Raw genomic sequence first — 24,610 nt, 5'->3', positions numbered from 1 at the left:
AGTTTCGGCGATCGTTCAATCGCCTTCGCGAGCAGCCCTGCCAATACAACCTTACGAATACTGAACCTCGATCTCATCAAGCTGATGATCAAAACTTTTTAGCCGCGCGGTCCACGTATACACCAGCACTTCAAAATCCCGATTGATCACCGCCCCGCCAGTCACCTCCGCGCGTGGGTCACAGAAATCCAGTTGATAGCGTTCGCGGGCCATGGCGTTGGCGACATCGGACAGTTCTCGGGCATTGTTGAGCCAGTGCCAGCCCTCGTCGGCCACTTGCTTGTCCAGCGCCTGGCATTGCTTCTTCAAGGTTTCTAGGCTTTTTTCCAGTGGCGTGCCGGTCAGTTCGCCCATGACTTCCTGAAACGTGCGCCCCGGTTGCCAGTAACTGCCCCAGAAATATCGGTCGAACACCGTTTCTACCCGACGCAAAGCCACCTTGGTGTCCCAGATCAGTACCAGGGTTTTGCCTTGTTCGAGTTGTCGTTTCTTGATGCGCTGGTTCTGGAGCGAAGCCCAGGCGACCACCACGATGGCCATCACGGCGATCAGTGCCGCCGCGCTGTCGAGGAAGATCAGCGCCTTGTCGATCTGGTGGGCCAGCATGACGCCATAGAAATAGGTGGCCGACAGCAAAACCAATGCCGCAATGGCGCACCAGAAGCCGGGAGCGTAAGGGTTTTTCATTATTAGATCCCCATGACCAACGCAAGCCTTGATCGACGGGTTCGCCGCGCGACCCCATCAAATCAAAGCATAGCAACGGCCTCAGGGTTTGCCGGGTTGTGAGCCTTGCGTTCGTCCGCTTTCCCAGCCGCCGCCCAAGGCGAGGAACAAATCGATCTGGCTCATGGCGACCTGGGTGTTGGCCGAGGCCAGTTGCGCCCGTGCATCGGTGTAGGTGCGGGTGGCTTGCAAGTCCGCCAGGAACGACGCGCGACCGGCCTGGAAGAAGCGGTGGGTCTGGTCTGCCGCCAATTGCGCCGACTGTTCGGCGTCCGCCAACGCATCGCGACGCTGAAGTTGCGCGGAATATTGCGCCAGGCCGGTCTGAGTCTCGCGGATGGCGTTGAGCACCACGCCATCGAAATGCGCCAGCGCGCCTTGAGTTGCGAACTCGGCCTCACGGATTCGCGCGCGGGAGCCGTTGGACGGTACGGTCCAGGTCAGCAACGGACCGAAGCCCCAGCGATTGGTCGACGGTTTGCCAAGGTTTTCCAGGGTGCCGACCGTGCCCACGGTCGCGCCGATGCTGATGTCCGGGTACAACTCGCCGGTGGCAATGCCGATGCCGGCGGTGGCCGCCGCCAACTTGCGCTCGGCCTGGCGCACGTCTGGCCGGCGTTTGAGCAGCGCGGCGCCGTCACCCACCGGCAATAATTGGGTAACTTTCGGCAGCTCGGCGCAGTCGCTGGTGCCCGCCGGCAGTTGCTCGACCGGTTTGGCCAGCAGCATCGACAAGCGGAACAACCCGGCCTGACGTGCGGCTTCATAACGCGGCAATTCGGCGCGCAAGGATTTGAATTGGGTTTGCGAACGGGTGACCTGGGTTTCATCGCCGCGTCCGGCATCGCGCAAGCGCTGGGTCAGGGAGGTGCTCTGGGCTTGCAGGTCGAGGGAATGCTGCGCGATCTCCCGCTCTTCGTTGGCCGCACAAACCTGGGTGTAAGCCCGCACCACATCGGCCACCAGGGTGATGCGCGCGATGTCCGCTGCCGCCTGGGTCGCATCGGCATTGGCCTTGGCCGCTTCGATGCCGCGCTGCAAGGTGCCGAACAAGTCGAACTGATACGAGGTCGTGATGCCGATATCGCCGACGTTGGCCACGGGCACTTTTTCCGGTATCAAGAACGCTTCGCCGGACTCCTGCAAACGCTGGGCGCCGACCTTCACGCCGCCGCTCCAACCGCCCGCCGCCTGCGCTTCGTCGACCTGAGCGCGAGCCCGCGAAAGATTCGCCGCCGCCACCCGCAAATCGGTGTTGGAGGCCATGGCCTGCTGCACCAATTGGTCCAGACGCGGATCCTGATACAACCGCCACCAATCAGCGGGCACCGGTGCCGAGACGACATGTTTGCCGTTCACCGCCAGGTCGCCCTGAAAGTCTTCACGGTGCACGGCGGCCTCGTCCGGCAAGTGATAATCCGGCCCCACTACCTGACAGGCCGACAGCAACAAGCCCAATCCGGCAACCGCCAAACCCGAGGCCCTGCTCATTTCGCCGGCCCCCCGATTTGATCGTCGATGATCGACACGGTGGCCGTACGCCCGGCAATCATGCGGAAATCTTCCGGCACCTCATCGAAAGCGATTCGCACCGGAATCCGCTGGGCCAGCCGCACCCAACTGAACGCCGGGTTGACGTTGGGCAACAGGTTGCTGCCGCTACTGCGGTCACGGTCTTCGATGCCGGCGACGATGCTTTCGACATGCCCGCGCAGGCGCGCACGGTCGCCGATCACTCGAATGTCGACGCTCTGGCCGACATGAATGCCGTCCAGTTTGGTTTCTTCGAAATAGCCGTCGATATGGAAGGAGTTACTGTCCACCACCGACAACACTGGCCGCCCGGCGCTGACGAACTCCTGGGAGCGTGGCGCCCGGTCGTTGACGTAGCCATCCACCGGGCTGCGGATCACCGAGCGGTCGAGGTTGAGCTGGGCACTGTCCACCGTTACTTGCGCTTCCATCAACGCCACTTCGGCGCGGGCCACCCGGGACTGGCTTTCTTCCAGTTGCTCGGCCGGGACCAGATTGCCCAAGCCACGGTTACGCTTGGCCTCGCGCTGGGCCTGGGCCAAGGTTTCCTGACGATCGGCGACCGCCGCTTTTGCTTGGCGCAGGGCCAGTTTGAAGCGGTCCTGATCGATGCTGAACAGCACCTGGCCGCGTTTCACCCACTGGTTGTCGCGCACCTCCACTTGCTGGATCAGCCCCGATACATCCGGGGCAATCTGCACGATGTCGGCACGGATGTGCCCGTCCCGGGTCCAGGGCGCGAACATGTAATACATGACCATGCGCCAGACCACGACAATCGCGAAGGTCACGATCAACAACGTCAGGACCACACGGCCGAGGGTCAATAAAGGTTTTTTCATGTCATCAGGTATCGACTGAGTGAATCCACGGCGCCGAGCAGCACAGCGTAGAGAGCCACGTTGAACAATGCCCGGTGCCAGACCAGACGGTAAAAGTGCAGGCGCGTCAGCACCCCGTGCACCAACAGGAACAACACGTAGGTAATGCCCATCAACACCAGCAGCGTGGGCAGGAACACCCCGCTGATATCCAGATCACCGATCATAAAGGCGCTCCATCGATGCCATGGGGAAGCGGTTCCTCGAGTTCGCCCGTGCCGACAAACTCGACGCCCGGCAACAGCGCCAGACGCAGGCCGCTCAAGGCGTGCAGCAAATGCAGACGGGTTTCGTCATCACCTTGGCCGCCGAGGGCGCGGCGGGTGCGATCGAGGGTCATCAGCAACGGACTCGGCGCCGGCAGACGTTCGCCAGCCTTGAGGCAGGCCTTGAAGTACTCGCCGACTTCAGCCACCACCTGGCGCAGCAGCGCTTGCGGCGCACCCGGCACTCGCGGCGAATAGGCGAGCAGGTCCAGCAGATTCAGGGCCACGCGCACTTCGCGCAGGGCGATGCCGGTGTCCTGGCCGGTCATGGCCAGTCGCGGCAAATGCTGCATCAGGCGATCGAGCATCTGCACGCCCATGTGCCGGTGTTCGGCCAGCGTGGCCGGCTCGGTCAGGCCGACGATGTCGCGCCAGCTGAAACGGGTCAGGCGCTTGGCCGCCAGTTCCGCACCGAATGGCCGGGCGATCAGGGTCCAGATGAACGCGAACAGTAACCCCATGGGCCCGGCCAGGTTGGAGTTGGTGAAACTGAGAAAATCCGCGTCGTAGGCGCCCTGAATGCTGATGAAGGACGAGGTGTTGACGATGGTCAGCAACATCCCCAGATAAAAACGCGGCTGCACTGTCAGGGTGCCGACGCAAATGAACGGGATGGCGAACGCCAGCACCAGCATCGGGAAGTCATGCAGGTTCGGCAGGATCAGAAACAGATAAAGGCCGGCGAACAGCACCGACATCGCGGTCCAGAAAAAGAACCGGTAGATCTGCGGCGCCGGGTCGTCCATCGACGCAAAGAAACTGCACGCCACCGCCGCCAGGATCACCGCGCTGCCGCCGTCGGTCCAGCCGAGCAGAATCCACAACACCGAGGCAACGATGATCGCGGTGACCGTAGAAGCCGCCGAATAGAGCATCAAACCACGGTCGAGAAACGGTGACAGTCGCCCCAGGCGCCAGTGCCGATACACCGCGCGCCAGTTGTCCTGACTCTCGCACTGAATGGCGTATTGCAGGCTGCGACAGTCTTGCCACAGGTCGATCCACTCGCCGAGGCGATACAGCGCGTTGGAAAACAGCAACTGCTTGCGATCGTCCAGCGCCTCGGCACTTGGCTGCAGCGCTTCGAGCCGGTTTTTCAGGGCCTGCCAGCGGTCGAGATCAGCGTCTTTGTGGTCAAGCCATTCGCTGGTTGCGATCAGCAGTGGCGCAAACTTATCCACAAGCTCCGGCGTGCGCCGCTCGAGGGCATAAAGCGCATCGTCGAGGGCGTCGATCACCGGCAACAGATGAATCATCCGACCGCGCAGCTCCTTGGTGTTGCGCACCGTTTGCGCTCTCGCGCCCTCGTGCGGCAGCTGACCGATCATCAATTCCAGACTGTTGAAGTTCGCCACCATCGATGAACGCAAGGCGCTGACTTCCTCCGGCTGCACATTGCGGCTAAGGAAACGCAGGCTGTAGGTCGAGGCATCGGCAAACCATTTGTTCACCGAGTCGTTGAACACCGGCGCCAGCCGCCGTGGCCAGAACATGGCGCCGACGACCGCCGCGCAGGCGATGCCGAGAAAGATTTCTTCGGTGCGCGCTTCGGCCACGTCCCACACCGCCAAAGGGTTAGCCACCACCGGCAAGGCGATCAGCGGCAAGGTGTAACCGGCGAGCATCAAGGCGTAGTTGTTGGCGGTACGCAGGTGCAAGGACAGGAACAGCAAAATCCCGGTCCACAGCGCGATGACCACCACCAGCACATAAGGGCTCTGAACGAACATCGGCACAAACAACACCGCCGCCGCGGCACCGAGCAAGGTACCCGCCGCGCGATACAACGCCTTGGAGCTGGTAGGGCCGAGGAACGGGCTGGAAACGATGTACACCGTGGCCATCGCCCAATACGGACGTGGCATTTGCATGAGCATGGCGATGTACAGCGCAATCATCGAGGCCGCAAACGTGCGCACACCGTAGAACCAGTCCCGCGCCGGGGGCACGCCGGTGAAAAAAACGCTCAAGGGTGAACCACCGGTAGATGATTGGCCGCTTCGAAGGCTTTGAGTACCCGCAGTGCCGCTTCCAGATCACTCTGGTCGATGCCTTCGAGCACCTCCTGGCGCAATCGCACCAACTCGGCTTCGACCGCCTGCACCAACTCGCGACCGGTCGCGGTCAGGCTCAGGCATTTGGCGCGGCGGTCATGAATGTCTTCGGTACGGCAGACGTAACCGGCATGGCACAGTTGATCCAGCAACCGCACCAGCGACGGACTCTCCATCCCCGCCGCCTGCGCGACCGTCACCTGCCGCACACCCTCGCCCAAGCGCCCGATCATCAACAGCGGGACAGCGCAGGCTTCGGAGATTCCATAGTTGACCAGCGTGGTCTGGCAGATCTTCCGCCAATGCCTGGCGGCCACCACCATGGAGCTGCTGATGTTCATCTGGAGAGCGGCGAGGTTCTTTGGCACGAGGGAATGCACACAATGTTAGTTTGCTAACTATCAATATGGCATTGGCGGGGAAAGCTGGTCAAGTTTTGAAACAAATTGGCGAGCAACGGCCAGACGCGGAAAAAGCTAACAAACTCAGTTTCTGCCCAGTTTTTTTTACCACTCACCAGTTTTTTTTACATTTCGCCATTTCTCTCCAGATTTTTTTACACCCCCCGCCCCTTCCTCAGCATTACGTCCAGCTGATCCACCACCTCCGCCCAATCCGCGTCATCCAGAATTTCCTCACGCAGTAACTCTGCCTGGCTCTCGCTCCAGAAGAACGCGTCCGCCAGGTGCAATTCGGGTTTGAGCGGCGAGTGGGTAGCGATGAATTTATCAATGCTTTCGGGGTCGTCAGGCAGGCCGAGTTGTTTGAACAGGGCCGGGAGGCTGTGGGTGGGGGATTCCATGTGGGGCTCCTTCGTGATGGCTGAATGAGGGTGACCGCGACGCGGCCATTCGCGGGCACGCCCGCTCCCACAGGTTTTTTGCAATTCCTGTGGAGGTGGGCTTGCCCGCGATGACGGCGGTTACGCCGACAGACTCAACTCGCAGACCTCGGCATGCGGCACCATTTTCAGATATTCCGGTACGCTCATGTGTACCAGGTTGTTGTGGTTGCCGGCTTCGAGGTAGATGTCTTTCTGCCGGGTCAGCATCGGGTCAATGACCATGTCCATTCCATAGGATTCGCCCAATGCAGGCACGGCGCCACGTTCGCAATCGTCGAACAGGTGCGGCAGGTTGCTTTCCCGGGTGACTTGCCATTCGCTGCTGCCACGGACTTTGCTCAGGTCCAGGTGACGGCTGGCGGGCAGTACGGCCATCAAGTAATGCCCGTGGCGATCGTCGAGGATCACCGATTTGGCCACCCGTTCGGCAGGAATGCCTGCAAGCCGCGCCGTTTCAAGGCTGCTGGCCGAGTGCGGATGGGAAACGATGTCATATTCGCAGTGCGCCTTGTCCAGGCTGGTCTGCACGGTTTTTGCCATACGCATGATGCACCTCGGTGTCCGCAACAACGAATGGCGGACGATGGTTAGAATTTTTTCTCTCCATTAAAAGTCTAGGCCCGCGGGTGGAATCCGGCGGGAAATCCGCCCGTCGGATGCGGTCAACAACTGGTCAAAATTCATACAGCCACAGGCTCAACTAGACTTGTACACAGAGCCACGAACGGCTCGCGGACGGATGACTCTCCCGGAGGGTCAAGTGAACATTCGTTGCTGTGTAATTGCGCTGCTGTTGGCCCTGAGCGGACCGGTTTTCGCAGCGGACACCGTTGTAGTGCTGGTTCCCGACCCGATCGGGATCTGGCTGATCACCTTTGGCATCGCGTTTATGATCGCCGAGGCGGCATTGCCCAATTTCGGCGTGGTCGGTTTTGGCGGCATTGTGATGTTCGTGATCGGCGCACTGATTCTGACCGATGCCGAAGTGCCTGTTCCCTTGATCATCGGCCTGGGGCTGATCAGCGCACTGCTGCTGATTTTCCTGCTGATCCGCGCCTTGAAAACCCGACCGCGCCGCAACTTCAGTGGCGACGCCGAATTGCTGGGCAGCGTGACGCCGATAACGTCGTTGCAGGCTGGCAACGCTTATGTCGGCTGGGTGCACCTGCAAGGCGAACAATGGCAAGTCATGAGTGCCACACCACTGAAACCGGGACAACAGGTCCGGGTGGTGGCACGCAAGGGTCTACTGCTGCAAGTGGCCGCGACTGACGCGGCACCGGGTGGAGAATAGTCATGGGTCTGCAATTGGGTTTTGCCGCGCTGCTGTTATTGCTGATTGCACTGGCGGGGTCGACTTTCCGCATTCTGCGCGAATACGAACGCGGCGTGGTGTTCCAGCTCGGACGCTTCTGGCAGGTCAAGGGCCCGGGTCTGATCCTGCTGATTCCGGCGGTTCAACAAATGGTTCGTGTCGACCTGCGGACCGTGGTGCTCGACATACCGCCACAAGACGTGATCACCCGCGACAACGTCTCGGTCAAGGTCAATGCAGTGCTGTATTTCCGCGTGCTCGATCCGCAACGGGCGATCATTCAGGTCGAGGACTTTCTCATGGCCACCAGCCAACTGGCCCAGACCACGTTGCGGGCGGTGCTCGGTAAACATGAACTCGATGAATTGCTGGCCGAACGGGAACGGCTGAACGTCGACGTCCAGCAAGTGCTCGATGCCCAGACCGATGCCTGGGGCATCAAGGTGGCCACGGTCGAGATCAAGCACGTGGACCTCAACGAATCGATGATTCGCGCCATCGCCAAACAGGCCGAAGCCGAACGGGAACGCCGGGCCAAGGTGATCCACGCCGAAGGCGAATTGCAGGCCTCGGAAAAACTCATGCAGGCTGCCGAAATGCTCGGGCGTCAGCCGGGGGCCATGCAGTTGCGCTACATGCAGACGCTGAGTTCGATTGCCGGTGACAAGAGTTCGACCATCGTCTTCCCGCTGCCGATCGAATTGCTCAAGGGGATGGCGGATTTGTCGTCAAAATCCTGATACACCGATAACCAGTGGCGAGGGAGCTTGCTCCCGCTGGGTCGCGAAGCGGCCCCAACATCTGCGACTGCTACGCAGCCCCAGCGGGAGCAAGCTCCCTCGCCACAAAAAGATTATATTTTGCGCAATTGTTCCAACGCCTCATACGGCTCCCGCGCCCAGCGCTCCACCCGTTCACGAAGCAACGCCGAGGCTTCGCGACGCTTGTCATCGCCGTCGCCGACAAACACCTGCGACGGCTGCTTGGCATGTTGCCCCACCGCTGCAAACACTTGCCGGCGCTGCTCGATGTCCAACGCAAAGAACGCCGCCAACCGCCCCGCCATCGCCTGCGGCAGTTCGCTGTAATTCACCGCCCAGCCACCAAATGCCTGGCATTGCGCCAACCCCGACGCCAGCAACTGCCCCAACCGCCGAGCGATGTAATCCTCACGGCCGCTGAATGGAAATTCGTCATCCAGCACACTGGCGCCAATCATCCCCGGCACCATGTGCACGCCCGGGCGACGCAGATGCGAGACAGCAATTTCCAGCGGATCACGATAAAGAAACAGCCACGGTGTTTCAGGGAAGCACTCGCACAGCAACGGCAGCTCACCGATGTTCCAGGCGTCGAGTTTGATCACCAACCGTTGCTCCACGCCACGTCGACATTGCCCGTAGGCCGACAGTAACCCTTTGATCGCCACACGGCGCTCGACAGCAGGCAAATCGCTGCGTAGCAACGCGTCCAGTGGCGGGGGTTCGCTGATGACAATGTGGTTGTCGAGTCGCGCCAGCATCTGGCTGACCAGGGTCGAGCCACAACGGGAGGCGTGAAAGATAAAGGCGCTCGGTGTCAGGCCGGGACTGCAAGCCTGCCAGTCCGCAAGGGTCGACAATGCCGTTTTTCGACGGAATGCCTGATTGAACGGCAGTTGCAGCGCATCCTCCACGGCGTCACGAAAAAACGGCTGATGCAGCCGCGTGTCACCGAACCAGCACCAGTCGACTTGCCATTGCCCGGCCTCTTGCCACACGCGAATCGGCAACCAGCCTTCGAGGTTCAGGCGCTCCATTGTTCAGTCCACTGGCGGCGACCATCGCGCATCGCCGCACGCAGTTCTTCACGGGTAAACGCAAGGCCGCGCTCGGCGGCCAGCTCCAGAGTGCGGGCGACAAAGGCTTCGTTGTCCCGCAATCCCTGCAAGGTCTTGCACAGCTGCGGTTCGCCGGCCAGCAGTGCCTTGAATTGCTCTAAAGCTTGATCACCGATTAGCGGCGACGGCGTGGTTGCCACCCCATCGATAATCGCCTGCTCCAGCCAGGCACCGGGCCGGCAATCGAGCACCAGATGAATCCGTGTCTGGGTATCGCGATTGTCCACGCGATGAGGTCGCGCCAGGTCGAGGTACCAGCACTCGCCAGCGGCCATCGGCATGCGCTGGCCGTCCAGCATGAAGTCCACTTGAGGGGGGCTGAGCAGCGGGATGTGCAGACGCAAGTCCGCATCCGGCTCGCCCAGGTCATAGTCACGATGCTCATGGATACGCCCGCCCGGGCCAAGTCGCAACAGGCGCGCGCAGACAATCTCCAGCGGCAGATCCCGCAGCCCTTGCTGCCATCGACCATCCCGTCGCCAGGGTTCGCGCAATCGAGGTTCACCGCTTCCGGGTGCCAGCTCGGTCAAGGCATCGGCCGCGGAAATCAGCGCCACGCCGCTCCAGTCGCCGGTGTAGTAAGCGCTGTTGAAGTGACCGTGCCAGTCGTCCTCACCGATCGCCGCCAGCGCCTGCAACAGCAACGGCAAATCCACCGTCACCGGCAATCGGGAGAATGCCGGCCGGCTCATCGTTTTGGCAGCACCGCGCATTCGCCGAGCCAGGTCAGCAAACGGTCAAGACAGGCCTCGACCGATTGCGCGCCCGTATCGAGCACCAGCGACGCACACGGCGGTGGTTCGTAAGGCGCGGAAACACCGGTGAAGCCCGCCAACTCACCCCGTCGAGCCCGGGCGTAATGACCTTTGGGATCACGCTGTTCACACACCGTCAAAGAGGCGCTGCACCAGACTTCGCGGTAATCCTCGCCCAGCCGTCGGGCAAACAGTTCGCGCAACTCCACCAAGGGCGCAATCATCGCGAGGATGACAATCTGCCCATTCTCGACCAACAGCGCCGCCACTTCGCTGGCGCGGCGGATGTTTTCCAGGCGATCACTGTCGGTGAACCCCAGATCGCGATTGAGCCCGACCCGCAGTCCATCGCCATCGAGCACCACACTCTGCACGCCATGTTCGAACAGCTCGGCGTGCAGTGCCTGGGCCAATGTCGACTTGCCCGCGGCCGGTAAACCGGTCAGCAGAATCGCCGTGCCGCGATGGCCGTTGCGGGCCTCCCGTTGGGCGCGGCTGATGCTCGCCGTCGGCGCCAGCAGGTTAGCGGACCGGGGCATGGGCCACCGGTACCGTGATATCGCCCGCCGCCCACGCCGCTTCGCGATTAGCCAGTGCGGTGGCGATGGACTGGACTTCGGTAGATTGCACTTCGTCCGGCAGCGGATCGAGACCGGCGCTGGCGAAGATTTGCCCGTAAGCGTTGCGCAGGTCAGCGTAGGACAGGTCGCGACGCAGATCGGCCTGCAACGTGTTCAGTTCGCCCTGGATCAGATCCAGTTCGCCCAGCCCGGCCGCCTGATAGCGGTTGCGCAGCTGGCCGATGATTTGCCCGTCGATGTTCGACAATTGCTGATTGGTCTGGAACTGCCGCAGTGCTTCGCGGTAGTTGGCGTTGGCCACGTAGAGCTGGGCCAACACTGCGATGGACATCGCCTGACGACGTGCCGCGGCGACTTCTTCGCCGGCCTTGGCGACATCGATCGCGGCGGGTGCGGAAATCACATTGAACAGGTTCCAGGTGACTTTCACCCCGTAATCCGCCCAGCTCTGTTCCACCAAAAACGAGTTGCTGTCGTAATGCCCGCCAGCGGAGAACTCCAGCCCTGGTAACAGGCGCAGCATGGCTTTGCGGGTTTCGGCCGCGCTGATGCGGGTCTGGTAATCCTGCTCGCGCAACTCCGGCCGACTGGTCAGGGCTTCCTGCTCCAGGCTGGCGAGGTCGACCTTGAGTTCCGGAATGTCGTAATCGTCCTGGGTCGCCAGCGTCAGCTCGGTATTCAGTGGCAGGTTGATCAGGGTCGCCAACTCGGTTTTTGCCAGCGACAGCGCGCGGCGTTGCTCTTCCAGTTGCCGGGTGGCTTCGATCAGCGAGCGCTGATAAGCCAACGACTGGATCGGATCGCCGATACGCTGTTGGCTCATGCTCTGGCTATTCTCACGGGCGGTATCGACCCGGGCCATCAGGCTGTCGATTTGCTTGAGCAAACGTTCGGCGGCCACGGCTCGCCAATAGGCCGAGCGCACGTCCTGGACGATGGTGTTGATCACCTTGCGCCGACGTTCCTGCACGATCAGCCGCTGATCGCCCTGCTGCTTGGCGCTGATGTAGCTGACGCCGAAGTCGAGCACGTTCCAGACCATGGTCAGGTCCGCCACGTCACGGTCGCGGTCCTGGGAGGTCGACGGTTCCAGAGACTGGGTGCCGGTGCGCACGCTCTGGCTGCTGGAGGCGTTGACGTTGTTGCGCCCCACGTAACCGGCATCCAGCGCCATGCGCGGCAGCATGTCGAAACTGGCGAGGTCGAGTTGGCGCTTGGCCAGGGCTTCTTCCATGATCTTGAGCCGGCCTTCGAGGTTGTATTTCACCGCGCGGGCCATGGCCTGGTGCAGGGTCAGCGGGCCGCTGAGGGGCTCCTGACCCTTGTACATGTTTTGCAGATCGCTTTTGGCGCGCTGTTGGCTGACGCTGCGTTCGATCGGTTGACTGGTGACTGCACATCCGCTGATCGCCAGCGCCAGCAGGCTGGCGCCGAACAACTTATGACTTCTTTTCATCCTTGTATTGCCCCCGGTGCCGCACTGCTTTAATGATTTTTTCAGGCCTGCATTTCACTGATGCCGACCTGGCGCAAAGCCGCGGCCAGGCTGTCGACCTGCCGTTGCTCGGTGTCTTTGAGTTGTTGCAATTGCTGGCCTAGAGTCGGTGCGCCAAACACGCCGCGCAGCCCTTGGGAAGCATCCCCCGCTTTGATTGACTGATTACCAAAGGTGTTCAGCGAATCCCCCTCGCTACTGGTGTTCTGATTGAACAAGCTCGACAGCGTGCTGCTGCCGAAGACCCCGCCATCGCCCCCGCCAAAGCCGAGGAAGCCGTGGCCTGAGCCATCGCCGCCGTTGTCGCTGCTGGTGAATACCTGGGCAATAAAACTCGGCGTCAGCGCCCCGTGGTTTATGAAAATGTCGCCCAGAGGCCGAATGCCATTGCCCATCACCCGTTGTTCAAACAACGGGGCAAAGGTCAGTGGCGAGCCGAGATCGCCAGTGGGTGGGGTGAAGATGATCGGTTGCAATGGCACGTTCGGCGGATCGGCCACGACCACCGGTGTCAACACCAAGGGGGGTGGCGTCGGTACGGTGTCGATTGTGTAGTTATTGGATACCGCGACGCTGGCGCCCAGGTTGCCCGCCAGGTCCGTCACATTGCTGGTGTCCAGCGCAATGAAGTTGCTCGGGTCGGTAATGTTCGCGGTGGGCGTGAAGGTCCCGGTCCAGGTCTTGCCGCCGTCACTGCTGGCCAGATTGGTCAGTTCACCGTTGGTCACGCTCAGGTCCGACAAGTCGAAGTTGCTGACCGCTTCGCTGAACGTGAAGGTCACCAGTGTCGTCTGGCCAATTCCCAACACCGGATTGGCAACCACGATGCTGACGGTCGGACGGGTCGCATCAAGTGCGTAGTTGTTGGAGATGGCGATGCTGGCGCCGGCATTGCCCGCGGCGTCGAGCACATTGCCGGTGTCGAGCAGGATCAGGTTGGTCGCATCGTTGACGCTGGCGGTCGGCGTGAGTGTGGCGGTCCAGGTCACTCCGCCGTCGCTGCTGGCCAGGTTGGACAACACGCCATTGGCCACGCTGAGGTCGGACAGGTCGAAACCGGACACCGCTTCGCTGAAGGTAAAGGTCACCGTGGTGGTCTCGCCGATACCCAGTTTATTGTCCGCGACCACAATGGTCGCGGTTGGACGCACGGTGTCGATGGCGTAGTTGTTGGAGTCGGTCACGCCGACGCCGCTGTTGCCCGACACGTTGGTCACACCGCTGTTGTCCAGGCGGATCAGGTTAGTGGTGTCCGTGACACTGGCGGCAGGCGTGAAAGTCGCCGTCCAGGTCACGCCGCCATCGCTGGAAGAAACACTGCTGAGGGTGCCGTTGGCGACCGTCAGGTCAGCATTGGTGAAACCGCTCACCGCTTCGCTGAAGGTAATGGTCACCAGCGAGGTTTCACCGGCCTTGAGGGCACTGTCGGCAACGACGATGGTGGCGGTCGGCACCTGGGTTTCCACCACATAGTTGGCCGAGTTGGTGGTGCCCGCTCCAGTGTTGCCGGCCACGTCCGACACGCCGCTGTTGTTCAGGGTAATGATGTTGCTGGCGTCGGTAACCCCGGCAGTCGGGGTGAAGGTCGCGGTCCAGGTGATGCCGCCGTCGCTGCTGCTGACCGCGCTCAAGGTACCGTTGGCGACGCTCAAGTCACTGTTGTCGAAACCCGTCACCGCTTCGCTGAAGGTGATGGTCACCAGGGCCGTTTCCCCCGGTTTCAAGGTCGAATCATTCAACACGATGGTGGCCGTCGGACGCTGGCTGTCGATGGCGTAGTTGTTGGAATCAGTGGTGCCGCTGCCGGCGTTGCCCGCCAGGTCGCTGATCCCGGTGTTGTCCAGGGTGATCAGGTTAGTGGTGTCGTTGATGCCCGCCGAAGGCGTGAAGGTCGCCGTCCAGGTGATGCCGCCATCGCTGCTGCTCACCGCGCTCAGCGTACCGTTGGCGATGGTCAGGTCGGCGTTGGTGAAACCGCTCACCGCTTCGCTGAAGGTGATGGTCACCAGCGAGGTTTCGCCGATTTGCAGCGCCGTGTCCGCGACCACGATGGTAGCCGTCGGGCGCACGGTGTCGATCGCGTAGTTGTTGGAATCGGTGGTGCCGCTGCCCACGTTACCGGAGGCGGCCGCCTGCACGCCGGTGTTGTCCAGGGTGATCAGGTTGGTCGCGTCGGTGATGCTGGCGGTCGGGGTGAACGTGGCCGTCCAGGTGATGCCGCCATCGCTGCTGCTCACTGCCGTGAGCGTACCGTTGGCGATGGTCAGGTCGGCATTGGTGAAACCGGTCACCGCTTCACTGAAGGTAATGGTCACCAGCGACGTTTCACCGATTTTCAGCGCGTTGTCGGCCACCACGATGGTGGCCGTTGGCAGCACCGTATCGATGGTGTAGTTGCCTGAGTTGGTGGTGCCACTGCCGGTGTTGCCGGCCACATCGGTCACACCGGTATTGTTCAGGGTGATGACGTTGCTCGTGTCATTCACGCCGGCGGTTGGGGTGAAGGTCGCGGTCCAGGTGATGCCGCCATCGCTGCTGCTCACTGCCGTGAGCGTACCGTTGGCGATGGTCAGGTCGGCATTGGTGAAACCGGTCACCACCTCGGAGAAGGTGATCGTCACCAACGATGTTTCTCCGGCACTCAGGGCGGCGTCCGCCAGGACGATGGTGGCCGTCGGGCGTTGGCTGTCGACGGCGTAATTGTTGGAGTCGGTAGTGCCGCTTCCAGTATTGCCGGCCCCATCGGTCACCCCGGTGTTGTCCAGGGTAATCAGGTTGGTCGCATCGGTGATGCTCGCTGCCGGTGTCAGGGTGGCGGTGTAGGTGATGTTATCGCTGGTGCTCAGACTGCTCAGGGTACCGTTGCTCACCGTCAGGTCGGCGAGGCTGAAGCCGGTCACCGCCTCGGAGAAGGTGATGGTCACTACCGAAGTCTGACCCACCGCCAGCGCCGAGTCCGCGACCACGATGGTGGCCGTCGGGCGCACGGTATCGATGGCGTAGTTGTTGGAATCGGTGGTGCCGCTGCCTACGTTACCGGAGGCGGCCGCCTGCACGCCGGTGTTGTCCAGGGTGATCAGGTTGGTCGCGTCGGTGATGGCGCTGGTCGGTGTGAACGTGGCCGTCCAGGTGATGCCGCCGTCGCTGCTGCTCACCGCCGTGAGCGTACCGTTGGCGATGGTCAGATCAGCGTTGGTGAAACCGCTCACCGCTTCGCTGAAGGTGATCGTCACCAGTGAGGTTTCACCGATTTTCAGTGCGTTGTCGGCTACCACGATGGTCGCCGTCGGCAGCACCGTATCGATGGTGTAGTTGCCGGAGTTGGTGGTGCCGCTGCCGGTGTTGCCCGCCAGATCACTGACCCCGGTGTTGTTCAGGGTGATGACGTTGCTCGAGTCATTCACACCGACGGTCGGGGTGAAGGTCGCGGTCCAGGTGATGCCGCCGTCACTGCTGCTCACCGCCGTGAGCGTACCGTTGGCGATGGTCAGGTCGGCGTTGGTGAAACCGCTCACCGCTTCGCTGAAGGTAATGGTCACCAGCGAGGTTTCGCCCGCGGTCAGCGTTGTATCGGCCAGCACAATCGTGGCGGTCGGGCGTACCGTGTCGATGGCGTAGTTATTGGAATCGGTGGTGCCGCTGCCGGCGTTGCCCGCCAAATCGCTGATCCCGGTGTTGTCTAGGGTGATCAGGTTGGTGGTGTCGTTGATGCTGGCGCTCGGGGTGAAGGTCGCCGTCCAGGTGATGCCGCCGTCGCTGCTGCTCACCGCAGTGAGCGTACCGTTGGCGATGGTCAGGTCAGCGTTGGTGAAACCGCTCACCGCTTCGCTGAAGTTGATGGTCACCAGCGAGGTTTCGCCGATTTTCAGTGCCGAGTCCGCGACCACGATGGTGGCCGTCGGGCGCACGGTGTCGATGGCATAGTTGTTGGAATCGGTCGTGCCAATGCCTACGTTACCGCTGGCGGCCGCCTGCACGCCGGTGTTGTCCAGGGTGATCAGGTTGGTCGAGTCGGTGATGCTGGCAGTCGGGGTGAACGTCGCCGTCCAGGTGATGCCGCCGTCGCTGCTGCTCACCGCCGTGAGTGTGCCGTTGGCGATGGTCAGGTCCGCGTTGGTGAAACCGCTCACGGCCTGATCGAAAGTGATGGTCACCAGTGAGGTTTCGCCGATTTTCAGTGCGTTGTCGGCTACCACGATGGTCGCGGTCGGCGGAGCGGTGTCGATCACGTAGTTGTTCGAGTTGGTGGTGCCGCTGCCGGTGTTGCCCGCCAGATCACTGACCCCGGTGTTGTTCAGGGTGATCAGGTTGGTGGTGTCGTTGATGCCCGCCGAAGGCGTGAAGGTCGCCGTCCAGGTGATGCCGCCATCGCTGCTGCTCACCGCGCTCAGCGTGCCATTGGCGATGGTCAGGTCGGCGTTGGTGAAACCGCTCACCGCTTCGCTGAAGGTAATGGTCACCAGCGAGGTTTCGCCCGCGGTCAGCGTCGTATCGGCCAGCACAATCGTGGCGGTCGGGCGCACGGTGTCGATGGCGTAGTTATTCGAGTCAGTGGTGCCGCTGCCGGCGTTGCCCGCCAGGTCGCTGATCCCGGTGTTGTCCAGGGTGATCAGGTTGGTGGTGTCGTTGATGCTGGCGCTCGGGGTGAAGGTTGCGGTCCAGGTGATGCCGCCGTCGCTGCTGCTCACTGCCGTGAGCGTACCGTTGGCGATGGTCAGGTCCGCATTGGTGAAACCGCTCACCGCTTCGCTGAACGTAATGGTCACCAGCGAGGTTTCGCCGATTTTCAGCGCCGTGTCTGCGACCACGATAGTGGCCGTCGGGCGCACGGTGTCGATCGCATAGTTGTTGGAATCGGTGGTTCCGCTACCGGCGTTGCCGACAGCATCGATGACCCCGGTGTTGTCCAGGGTGATCAGGTTGGTCGTGTCGCTGATACTGGCGGTCGGGGTAAAGGTCGCCGTCCAGGTGATGCCGCCGTCGCTGCTGCTCACCGCCGTGAGCGTACCGTTGGCGATGGTCAGGTCGGCGTTGGTGAACCCGGTCACTGCTTCGCTGAAGGTGATCGTCACCAGTGAGGTTTCGCCGATTTTCAGCGCATTGTCCGCCACCACGATGGTCGCGGTCGGACGGAGCGTATCAATGGCATAGTTGTTCGAATCGGTGGTGCCGCTCCCGGTGTTGCCCGCCAAATCGCTGACCCCTGTGTTGTTCAGGGTGATCAGGTTGGTCGTGTCATTGACGCTGGCCGAAGGCGTGAAGGTCGCGGTCCAGGTGATGCCGCCATCGCTGCTGCTCACTGCCGTAAGCGTACCGTTGGCAATCGTCAGGTCGGCGTTGGTGAAACCGCTGACTGCTTCACTGAAGGTAATGGTCACCAGCGAGGTTTCACCAATGCTCAGGCTGGTATCGGCCACCACCAGGGTCGCGGTCGGGCGCACGGTATCGATGGCGTAGTTGTTCGAATCGGTGGTGCCGCTCCCGGCATTGCCCGCCAGGTCGCTGACTCCGGTGTTGTCCAGAGTGATCAGGTTGGTCGTATCGGTGATGCTGGCGGTTGGGGTGAAGGTTCCCGTCCAGGTGATGCCGCCATCGCTGCTGCTCACCGCCGTGAGCGTACCGTTGGCAATCGTCAGGTCCGCGTTGGTGAGACCGGTGACCGCTTCATTGAAGGTGATGGTCACCAGCGAGGTTTCGCCGACTTTCAGCGCATTGTCCGCCACCACGATGGTCGCGGTCGGGCGTACGGTGTCGACCGTGTAGTTATTGGAGTTGGTGGTGCCGACGCCGGCGGTGCCCAGGCCGTTTATCACGCCGGTGTTGTCCAGGGTGATGACGTTGGTCGTATCGGAAATACTGGCGGACGGGGTGAACGTTGCCGTCCAGGTGATGCCGCCATCGCTGCTGCTGACGGCGCTCAGGGTGCCGTTGGGGATAGTCAGGTCCGCGTTGGTGAAACCGGTCACGGCCTCGGAAAAGGTGATCGTCACCAAGGACGTTTCGCCGATGCTCAGTGTGGTGTCGGCGACCACAATGGTCGCGGTCGGCGGTGGCGAATACGCGGTGTTGAGTACGCCACCGTCGTTGTAGATAGTCGAGAAAGAGGTCGGCGAGGTGCCGGTTGAACCTCCGCCCTGCGCGGTACCGCCTGCACCACTGGCTGCGGCATTACCGGCCAGGGCCGCGAAGTTGGCAGCCGTGATCAGTAGCGTGCCTTTGTTCCAGATCGCACCGACGCCCCGGCCGCCAATGCCGCCATTACTGGCATTGCTGCCTTGGCCACCACCACCGCCACCGCCGCCACCGGCGCCGATGTTGTTGCTGATGGTCGACGTGCCGATGACGGTTATGGTGCCGCTGCTGGCGTTGTAGATCCCGCCTACCGCGTTGCCGCCAGCACCACCTACCTTGTCCCAACCGGCCCCGCCGCCGCCACCGCCAATGGAAATCGTGCCATTGGTGGCCGTCGCACCGTTACCGCCGTTGCTGTAATAGGAAACGCCCACCCCGCCAGCACCGCCAGTGGTGGAACCACCGCGACCGCCCATGTGGGTGGCGTCATAGCCGCCGCCATAACCACCGACACCGCCGCTGCCCGCCTGGCCGCCCAATGTGCCGGTGCCCGGCCCTGCCGATCCGCCGTGCCCGCCGCCCTGGCCGCCCAAACCGCCACCACCGCCGCCGCCACCGCCGTAAAAAGCGCCCGTGACACCGCCGCCGCCACCACCACCGGAAGCGGCGTTGGAGGTCACGGTAACGTTTTTCAGGGTCAGGTTCCCGGCGTTGAAAATCCCCCCGGCCATTGCGCCCGTGGCGCCGTAGCCACCGTTGCCACCGTTGCCCGCCACCAGGCCACGGGTGATCACCAGGCCATCGAGCGTCACGGTACTGCCAGACGCCACTTCAACCACTCGGGTCTTGTACTGACCATCAAGAGTCACATCTGCCACACCGTCGTTGTTCAAGTCGCCATCAACGTAGACGTTCTTGTTGATCAGCAATTCGGAGGTCAACTGCACCGTCATGCCGGTGCTGAAGGTGACGATATCGCCGTTCTGCGCCGAGGCGAGGGCGGCACGCAGCGAGCCGACGCCCGTGTTGGCGTTGTTGGTGGCGGTCCAGGTGGCCAGGCCCCACTGATACTCGCTCATGGCCTTGGTCGAGAGTACGTTGGCGCTTTCGATGTTGCCGGTGGCAATTTCCAGATTCCAGTCGCCACCGACCCCGGTGCGGTTGCTGGAAGCGGCGATATCACGGCCGGTCAGTTGCGCCAGCGAGTCGACGAAACTCAAGCCGCGCTCGCCTTCGGCGGTGTAGCAGCCGTAGATCAAGATGTCGCCGCCGACGTTCATGTCCTTGCCGATTTCCGCCAGCACGGCGCTGCGCGCCGCGACGTTATCGGCCGACAGATAACTATTACCCAGCCACAGATCGCCTGCGTTGCCGTGGGCGATGATCTGCACCGAACTGATGCCCTGATGGGTATCGAGGTAGTCGGCAATCTGCTGCAAGCCGTCCTTGCCCGCGTCCAGCTGGACCACCTGAGTGCCCGGCGCGACGCCTTTAAGCAGGCTGTTGGCGTCCTTGACCCGCGAATCGACGAACACCACGCTTTGCCCTGGCACCGCGACAGGTGTCGGGGTTGGCGTGGCATCGGCCTGGCCGTGGGTGTCCTTGCTGGCGACCGACTTGTCGGCAGTCGGTGCCTTGACCGCGTCGGCCGTGGTATGGGTGTCAGCCTGGGCAGTATCGGCCACTGTGGCGGCCACCGCGCCGTCGAACAGCATGCGCGGCTCCAGGGACATGATCATTGGCGTGGCCAGCGCTCGTGCGCCTTCGGTAACCCGCGACTTGCCTTTGCTCCACCACATGCTGCTCACCCGGACTCGAACTTTTTGACAGACCAATGAAAACGCCGCGATCAACTGATCGCGGCGTCGGCTTTCATACGAATGACATTGGCGGCGCTGGCTGAGCCATCGAGCCAAAAGGACAACTCGGCGTATTGCTTGAACAAATCCGGCGGCAGGATCGTGCGCCTGGACTGCAATTGAACCTTGGCCTTCACCTTGTGCAGCCCCGAGAGGCCAAGGGCTTGGTCGAATTCCGGCGCGTCGTAGGCCAAATGATCGAAATCATGTTCGAACCAGGGTTCACCGATGAAGTCGTAAACCAGCCGCATCACCCGCTCTGGCGCCTGGCTCAGCAGGTCGTAATCGATGATCAGCAGTGAGTCGGCGTGTTCGCCGTAATAGGCTTCCTTGAGGGCGGCCCAGGAAAACCCCACCAACCGATTGCGTTGGGCCAGGGTTTCGCAGCGGCTGTAGACCGTGTTGCGCTCAACCGCATCGCCGAACAGCTTGGTGTTTTCGAAGGGATTGGCGCGGTACAGGCGCTCGATGCTGTCCATGACCCAGGCGACATTGCGCACACAGGCAATGATCTTGGCTTGAGGGAACAGATCGCTGATCGCCGGCAGGCGCGAACTCCACAAGCGGTTGGTGTCGAACACCACCGGTTTGTCGGCCTTGTCGGCGTAGTAAGAATCGAACAGACCACGCAACAGGCGGCGACGCAGGTCGGTGTCGATCACCGCGCCGAATTCGCTGCCGGCGCTGCATTGCTCCAGAACGCCGGAAAAGAGTGCGCCCACGGGGCTGGTCATGCCGGCATGGAAACGCGGATTCTGCAAAAGAATGGCAGAAAGCAGGGTCGAGCCCGAGCGCGGCAAGCCGGAGATAAAGTGGAACTGCTGCAATCCATTCACCCGTCATTCAGTCCTTTGTACGACGGAGCGTAGACCATGAATGGCCTTACAGCTAGTGGTGTTTTGATATCAAATTGGAGCTAAATCGACTGGAAAACGCAATTTATATAACCGTTTAAAAGTTGAATCGTTTAAGCCCTGAAACCACGGATTACTTCAGCACGTACAAGCGTGCCACGGCGCCTCCCCCCCGGGCTTCGTCGACGCGTTGCCAGCCCGCGGGCAATGGAGCGAACTCGTCCGCCCCCTCGAGGGTACCGACCAGCCATACCCGACCAGTGCCTTTGGGCAAGGCATCGAGGCTATCCAGGTAGATGTCATTGGTCACCAGCGTACCGAAACCGTAGGCGTTCGGCCGGCTCGACCGGCCATCAGCCAATGGTGGCGTGTACAGCATCGGTTTGGCGTTGGTCTGGTTGTAATAGACGTAACTCAGGTACCAGAGCATGTCACTGGTGACGATTCGGTCGCCGGGCATGAAGTGCTGGTTCACGTGTTTGGCCATGACGCTGATCTGATCCTCAGTATCCACCGTGGCATTGTTCTTCACCCCCACCAGCTCGACACCGACAAACAGCAGCAGCACGGCCAGTGCCAAGACCTTGAAGTCTGCGTACAAGCGATCGACGGCCAGCGCGACAACCATCGGCAGACCCAAGGCGTAAGCGGTCAGGTAACGCTCGATGAACACCGGCGAGATGAACGACACCGCAAACACCAGCAATAACGGGACTGCGGTGTAGATCACCGCCAGCGCACTGCCACGGAACACACTGCGGTCGCGGGCCAGCGCCACGCCCGCCAGGGCCACCAATGCCAGTGGCAGCGCGATAAAAATCAGCGTGGGCAGGTTCTCGCCATCGTCCTGGATCAGGAGCGACCAGATCATCGACGGCAATGAGTCGAGCATGACGGGGGGCTCCCATCCCACATCACCATTGGCCTTGAGCAGATCCAAGTGCTGGATCAGATCGATCAGGCTGGGCACCCACGGCAAGTACAACAGCACGATGGCCACATTGGCCAGCCACCAGCCCGAGCGCTGAATGTGCCGCAGTCGATACCCTGGCTGCACACGGATCAGGCCCAGATACAACCAGTGACACAGCACGCACAGCGCGGTGAAGTAATGGGTGTAGAACGCCGCTGTCATCAGCAGGGTGTAGATCACCAGATAGCGCGTGCGTTGTGGCCGTTTTATCCAGTACACCAGGGCGATCGTGGCGCCGATCAGCCACATCCCCAACAGCGAATACATCCGCACTTCCTGGCTATACCGCACCGCCGTGGGCAACAGCGCCAGCAGAACCCCGGCCAGCAACGCGGCGCGGCGGGTCGCGAGCAGGTCCACCAGCCAGACACCGAGCCCGACCGTAGCAATCCCCGGCAGCGCGCTCAGGCAACGAATCGAAAAAATGCCGTCGCCGAACAGCCCGATCCAGCCGTGCAGCAGCATGAAATACAGCGGCGGATGCACATCATGGGCTGCATGTTCCCAGATCCCGGCCAGAGAGTACTGGCTCAACAACAGGCTGGACCCTTCGTCACCCCAGATCGCCGCCGCCGTCAGGTCGTAAAAACGCACCAGCGCAGCCAATGCCAGGATCGGCAGCAGCCAGTGCTCCCGCGCCCACCGCAATAAGCGACGGGCAGCCGCCCATGAGCCCGGTGTCGCGTGCGGATCCTGAGTGTCACCCAGCGGTGTTTCTCTGCGCGCCTCCATTGCCTCCCCTTGTTTCAACCTGATGTGCCTCGACCTAATGAACTTCGACCAGTGAATACGCAATTTTCTCAAGCACTGTAGGACAGGCTCAGGCCCGTCGTCGATGCTGGCTTTACGACGGACGACGTCCGGCAATCATTCCGATCAGCGTCTACGCTTTGGCGTGGCGTGACCCAGCCACGGAGATGAACGGAGTCGGCTGATCACTGCGATCCGCCCGGATAACCGGGCCTGCGATGTGACATATCAGACACTAACCTGAGGGATGAGGAACTATGGAAGTATTCATGGGCACTATCCAACCTTTCGCCTTTAACTTCGCCCCCAACGGCTGGGCCCTGTGCTATGGCCAGACGCTGGGGATCTCGCAATACCAGGCGCTGTTCTCACTGCTGGGAACCTACTATGGAGGCAATGGCACTACCAATTTCATGCTGCCCAACCTGCAGGGGCGCATGCCGATTGCCCAGGGCAACGGCCTGGGCCTGACCCCGCGTGTCATCGGCGAGGTCTCCGGGACCGAAAACGTCACCGCGACCATCAATAACCTGCCCAACCACACCCACGCCCTGTCCGGGCTCACGGCCACCACCACCCTGCAACTGGCCAGCCCGGCGAGCAACCCGGTCACCAACCCGACCGCGACCAACTCGTACATCGGTGCCTCGGGCGGCGGGCCAGGCTCGGCGAGCATCTACTCCGATCAGCAAGGTGCTGCGGCGGTACCGCTCAAGGGTGTCACCAGCACGGTGACGGGGGAAATCTCGTCCGCCGGCAATGGTTTGCCCATGACGGTGATGAACCCGTTCCTGGTGCTCAACTTCAGCATCGCCCTGAACGGATTGTTCCCTTCACGTAACTGAGGGTCTGGCCGGGGGATGCACATCCCCCGGCCACTTTTGCTTGATGGAGGGATGCCATGCTGCAACAGGTTCAAAGCCAACACTTTCAGGCACTGCTGGGCAAGACCGGGACGCTGCGGCTGCCCGATGGCAGTGAATTGCCGATCCATATCGACACCCTTAAAGAAACGCCCCATTCACAGATGCCCAAAAGCGAGCGCATGCCGTTCAGCGTCGAGCTCAACAGCCTGCAACCCACCGACTTTGTCGATGGCTTGTGTGCGCTGGAGTTGCCGGAACTGGGCCAGGTGGAAAATATTTTCGTCTCGCGAGTACCGACCATGGGGCGGGATCCCGACGTGGGTTATTTCTACATCGCCTTCAACTGAGACTTTGTGGGAGCGGGCTTATGTGGTGAGCCCCTCACCACACTTTTTTGTATTGCTCTTAACCCTGCGGGTACCACACCAACCGCTCCGCCGCCGGGTTGCGCTCTTCAACCTGAAACCCCAGCGCCAGGTAATGCTGGCGCGCATGGGGATTGTTGGCCCAGACCACCGTCGCCACCGGGCAGCGGATTTGTTGCGCGGCTTTTTGCACGCCTTGCAGCACCGTCCGCCCGTAACCCCGGCCTCGAGCCTGGGGGATGAACGCCAGGTACAGCACGCGAATTTCATTGGGACCGAAGTCGGTGGTCAACGCGCCGATGGCTGTGTCGAGTTTCTCGATCACGTAATGCATGGCGTTGGGAAAGTTTTCCCCCAGTCCTTGTTCCTGCACGGTGAATTGCTGGGCAACCACCTGTTGAACCACTTCCTGCTCGCCGTCGATCCATTGCAGATCCGGCCGCGCCGCCTGGTAAAGGCTATGCAGAAAAGGTCCATCGCTGGTGCGCGAAGGCCTGACCACCAGGCCGTCCGCTGCCACTGAATCGCTGTTCGTCATCGCT

The 24,610-nt window shown here is 61.7% G+C and carries 20 protein-coding genes; 4 read left to right on the top strand and 16 right to left on the bottom strand.

Annotated features, from left to right (window positions below; all coding sequences use genetic code 11):
- Positions 1–51: 51 nt before the first annotated feature.
- The 8 genes from AC1DQM_RS19200 to AC1DQM_RS19165 form a co-directional block, all read right to left on the bottom strand.
- The gene (locus AC1DQM_RS19200; RefSeq protein WP_019651562.1) at positions 52–687 is read right to left on the bottom strand and encodes a hypothetical protein; all 636 of its coding nucleotides are present in this window, start codon (positions 685–687) and stop codon (positions 52–54) included.
- Between the two features lie 81 nt (positions 688–768).
- Positions 769–2,217 (bottom strand): efflux transporter outer membrane subunit, encoded by a 1,449-nt coding sequence (locus tag AC1DQM_RS19195; RefSeq protein WP_477744084.1) that lies wholly within the window; start codon positions 2,215–2,217, stop codon positions 769–771.
- The gene (locus AC1DQM_RS19190; protein ID WP_064615762.1) at positions 2,214–3,101 is read right to left on the bottom strand and encodes an efflux RND transporter periplasmic adaptor subunit; all 888 of its coding nucleotides are present in this window, start codon (positions 3,099–3,101) and stop codon (positions 2,214–2,216) included. The genes AC1DQM_RS19195 and AC1DQM_RS19190 overlap by 4 nt, the downstream gene beginning before the upstream one ends.
- Positions 3,098–3,307 carry a DUF1656 domain-containing protein gene (locus AC1DQM_RS19185; RefSeq protein ID WP_018929385.1) on the bottom strand — a complete coding sequence of 70 codons (210 nt, stop codon included), beginning with the start codon at positions 3,305–3,307 and terminating at the stop codon, positions 3,098–3,100. Before AC1DQM_RS19185 ends, AC1DQM_RS19190 begins: the two co-directional genes overlap by 4 nt.
- Complete coding sequence (locus AC1DQM_RS19180) at positions 3,304–5,376, bottom strand: FUSC family protein (RefSeq protein WP_477746696.1); 2,073 nt, start codon at positions 5,374–5,376, stop codon at positions 3,304–3,306. Before AC1DQM_RS19180 ends, AC1DQM_RS19185 begins: the two co-directional genes overlap by 4 nt.
- Positions 5,373–5,801, bottom strand: a complete 429-nt coding sequence (locus tag AC1DQM_RS19175) for a MarR family winged helix-turn-helix transcriptional regulator (protein ID WP_477746695.1) — start codon at positions 5,799–5,801, stop codon at positions 5,373–5,375. The genes AC1DQM_RS19180 and AC1DQM_RS19175 overlap by 4 nt, the downstream gene beginning before the upstream one ends.
- A 215-nt stretch (positions 5,802–6,016) precedes the next feature.
- Positions 6,017–6,262 (bottom strand): DUF2789 domain-containing protein, encoded by a 246-nt coding sequence (locus AC1DQM_RS19170; RefSeq protein ID WP_018929387.1) that lies wholly within the window; start codon positions 6,260–6,262, stop codon positions 6,017–6,019.
- A 120-nt stretch (positions 6,263–6,382) separates the two neighbouring features.
- Positions 6,383–6,850: an aminoacyl-tRNA deacylase gene (locus AC1DQM_RS19165; protein ID WP_007940998.1), complete on the bottom strand. Its 468-nt coding sequence runs from the start codon at positions 6,848–6,850 to the stop codon at positions 6,383–6,385.
- 214 nt (positions 6,851–7,064) lie between these two features.
- On the opposite strand from AC1DQM_RS19165, the gene AC1DQM_RS19160 reads away from it, so the two are divergent.
- On the top strand, positions 7,065–7,598 hold the full coding sequence (locus AC1DQM_RS19160; RefSeq protein WP_064615752.1) for an NfeD family protein: 534 nt from the start codon (positions 7,065–7,067) through the stop codon (positions 7,596–7,598).
- A 2-nt stretch (positions 7,599–7,600) separates the two neighbouring features.
- On the top strand, positions 7,601–8,359 hold the full coding sequence (locus AC1DQM_RS19155; protein ID WP_018929390.1) for a slipin family protein: 759 nt from the start codon (positions 7,601–7,603) through the stop codon (positions 8,357–8,359).
- A 113-nt stretch (positions 8,360–8,472) separates the two neighbouring features.
- Here the strand turns inward: AC1DQM_RS19155 and AC1DQM_RS19150 are convergent, their stop codons facing one another.
- The 7 genes from AC1DQM_RS19150 to AC1DQM_RS19120 form a co-directional block, all read right to left on the bottom strand.
- Complete coding sequence (locus AC1DQM_RS19150) at positions 8,473–9,417, bottom strand: sulfotransferase family protein (protein WP_477746694.1); 945 nt, start codon at positions 9,415–9,417, stop codon at positions 8,473–8,475.
- Positions 9,405–10,190, bottom strand: coding sequence for an aspartyl/asparaginyl beta-hydroxylase domain-containing protein (locus tag AC1DQM_RS19145; protein ID WP_477746693.1), 786 nt, complete (start codon positions 10,188–10,190; stop codon positions 9,405–9,407). Before AC1DQM_RS19145 ends, AC1DQM_RS19150 begins: the two co-directional genes overlap by 13 nt.
- Positions 10,187–10,792 (bottom strand): adenylyl-sulfate kinase, encoded by a 606-nt coding sequence (gene cysC / locus AC1DQM_RS19140; RefSeq protein WP_018929393.1) that lies wholly within the window; start codon positions 10,790–10,792, stop codon positions 10,187–10,189. The genes AC1DQM_RS19145 and cysC overlap by 4 nt, the downstream gene beginning before the upstream one ends.
- Positions 10,776–12,290 carry a TolC family protein gene (locus AC1DQM_RS19135; RefSeq protein WP_026286665.1) on the bottom strand — a complete coding sequence of 505 codons (1,515 nt, stop codon included), beginning with the start codon at positions 12,288–12,290 and terminating at the stop codon, positions 10,776–10,778. Before AC1DQM_RS19135 ends, cysC begins: the two co-directional genes overlap by 17 nt.
- A gap of 41 nt (positions 12,291–12,331) precedes the next feature.
- The gene (locus AC1DQM_RS19130) at positions 12,332–20,200 is read right to left on the bottom strand and encodes an Ig-like domain-containing protein (RefSeq protein WP_477746692.1); all 7,869 of its coding nucleotides are present in this window, start codon (positions 20,198–20,200) and stop codon (positions 12,332–12,334) included.
- Positions 20,201–20,250: 50 nt separating this feature from the next.
- Positions 20,251–21,096 (bottom strand): sulfotransferase family protein, encoded by an 846-nt coding sequence (locus AC1DQM_RS19125; protein WP_018929397.1) that lies wholly within the window; start codon positions 21,094–21,096, stop codon positions 20,251–20,253.
- A gap of 151 nt (positions 21,097–21,247) precedes the next feature.
- A complete protein-coding gene (locus tag AC1DQM_RS19120; RefSeq protein WP_477746691.1) occupies positions 21,248–22,819 on the bottom strand; it encodes a glycosyltransferase family 39 protein in 1,572 nt (523 codons plus the stop codon).
- 275 nt (positions 22,820–23,094) lie between these two features.
- Between AC1DQM_RS19120 and AC1DQM_RS19115 the strand changes: the two genes are divergently transcribed.
- A complete protein-coding gene (locus AC1DQM_RS19115; RefSeq protein WP_018929399.1) occupies positions 23,095–23,682 on the top strand; it encodes a phage tail protein in 588 nt (195 codons plus the stop codon).
- Between the two features lie 56 nt (positions 23,683–23,738).
- Positions 23,739–24,050: a DUF6916 family protein gene (locus tag AC1DQM_RS19110; RefSeq protein ID WP_007940987.1), complete on the top strand. Its 312-nt coding sequence runs from the start codon at positions 23,739–23,741 to the stop codon at positions 24,048–24,050.
- A gap of 58 nt (positions 24,051–24,108) precedes the next feature.
- Here the strand turns inward: AC1DQM_RS19110 and AC1DQM_RS19105 are convergent, their stop codons facing one another.
- Positions 24,109–24,606, bottom strand: coding sequence for a GNAT family N-acetyltransferase (locus tag AC1DQM_RS19105; RefSeq protein WP_477746690.1), 498 nt, complete (start codon positions 24,604–24,606; stop codon positions 24,109–24,111).
- Positions 24,607–24,610: the final 4 nt, after the last annotated feature.

The organism is Pseudomonas sp. 01L34 (assembly GCF_056400265.1).
The sequence above is the reverse complement of the archived record's forward strand: the minus strand, read 5'-3'. Positions and strand labels throughout refer to the sequence as shown.

Excerpts from the sequence above, each read along its gene's own strand:
- AC1DQM_RS19200 (WP_019651562.1), bottom strand. The coding sequence starts at position 687 with ATGAAAAACCCTTACGCTCCCGGCTTCTGGTGCGCCATTGCGGCATTG.
- AC1DQM_RS19195 (WP_477744084.1), bottom strand. The coding sequence starts at position 2,217 with ATGAGCAGGGCCTCGGGTTTGGCGGTTGCCGGATTGGGCTTGTTGCTG.
- AC1DQM_RS19190 (WP_064615762.1), bottom strand. The coding sequence starts at position 3,101 with ATGAAAAAACCTTTATTGACCCTCGGCCGTGTGGTCCTGACGTTGTTG.
- AC1DQM_RS19185 (WP_018929385.1), bottom strand. The coding sequence starts at position 3,307 with ATGATCGGTGATCTGGATATCAGCGGGGTGTTCCTGCCCACGCTGCTG.
- AC1DQM_RS19175 (WP_477746695.1), bottom strand. The coding sequence starts at position 5,801 with ATGAACATCAGCAGCTCCATGGTGGTGGCCGCCAGGCATTGGCGGAAG.
- AC1DQM_RS19170 (WP_018929387.1), bottom strand. The coding sequence starts at position 6,262 with ATGGAATCCCCCACCCACAGCCTCCCGGCCCTGTTCAAACAACTCGGC.
- AC1DQM_RS19165 (WP_007940998.1), bottom strand. The coding sequence starts at position 6,850 with ATGCGTATGGCAAAAACCGTGCAGACCAGCCTGGACAAGGCGCACTGC.
- AC1DQM_RS19155 (WP_018929390.1), top strand. The coding sequence starts at position 7,601 with ATGGGTCTGCAATTGGGTTTTGCCGCGCTGCTGTTATTGCTGATTGCA.
- AC1DQM_RS19150 (WP_477746694.1), bottom strand. The coding sequence starts at position 9,417 with ATGGAGCGCCTGAACCTCGAAGGCTGGTTGCCGATTCGCGTGTGGCAA.
- AC1DQM_RS19145 (WP_477746693.1), bottom strand. The coding sequence starts at position 10,190 with ATGAGCCGGCCGGCATTCTCCCGATTGCCGGTGACGGTGGATTTGCCG.
- cysC (WP_018929393.1), bottom strand. The coding sequence starts at position 10,792 with ATGCCCCGGTCCGCTAACCTGCTGGCGCCGACGGCGAGCATCAGCCGC.
- AC1DQM_RS19135 (WP_026286665.1), bottom strand. The coding sequence starts at position 12,290 with ATGAAAAGAAGTCATAAGTTGTTCGGCGCCAGCCTGCTGGCGCTGGCG.
- AC1DQM_RS19130 (WP_477746692.1), bottom strand. The coding sequence starts at position 20,200 with ATGTGGTGGAGCAAAGGCAAGTCGCGGGTTACCGAAGGCGCACGAGCG.
- AC1DQM_RS19120 (WP_477746691.1), bottom strand. The coding sequence starts at position 22,819 with ATGGAGGCGCGCAGAGAAACACCGCTGGGTGACACTCAGGATCCGCAC.
- AC1DQM_RS19115 (WP_018929399.1), top strand. The coding sequence starts at position 23,095 with ATGGAAGTATTCATGGGCACTATCCAACCTTTCGCCTTTAACTTCGCC.
- AC1DQM_RS19110 (WP_007940987.1), top strand. The coding sequence starts at position 23,739 with ATGCTGCAACAGGTTCAAAGCCAACACTTTCAGGCACTGCTGGGCAAG.
- AC1DQM_RS19105 (WP_477746690.1), bottom strand. The coding sequence starts at position 24,606 with ATGACGAACAGCGATTCAGTGGCAGCGGACGGCCTGGTGGTCAGGCCT.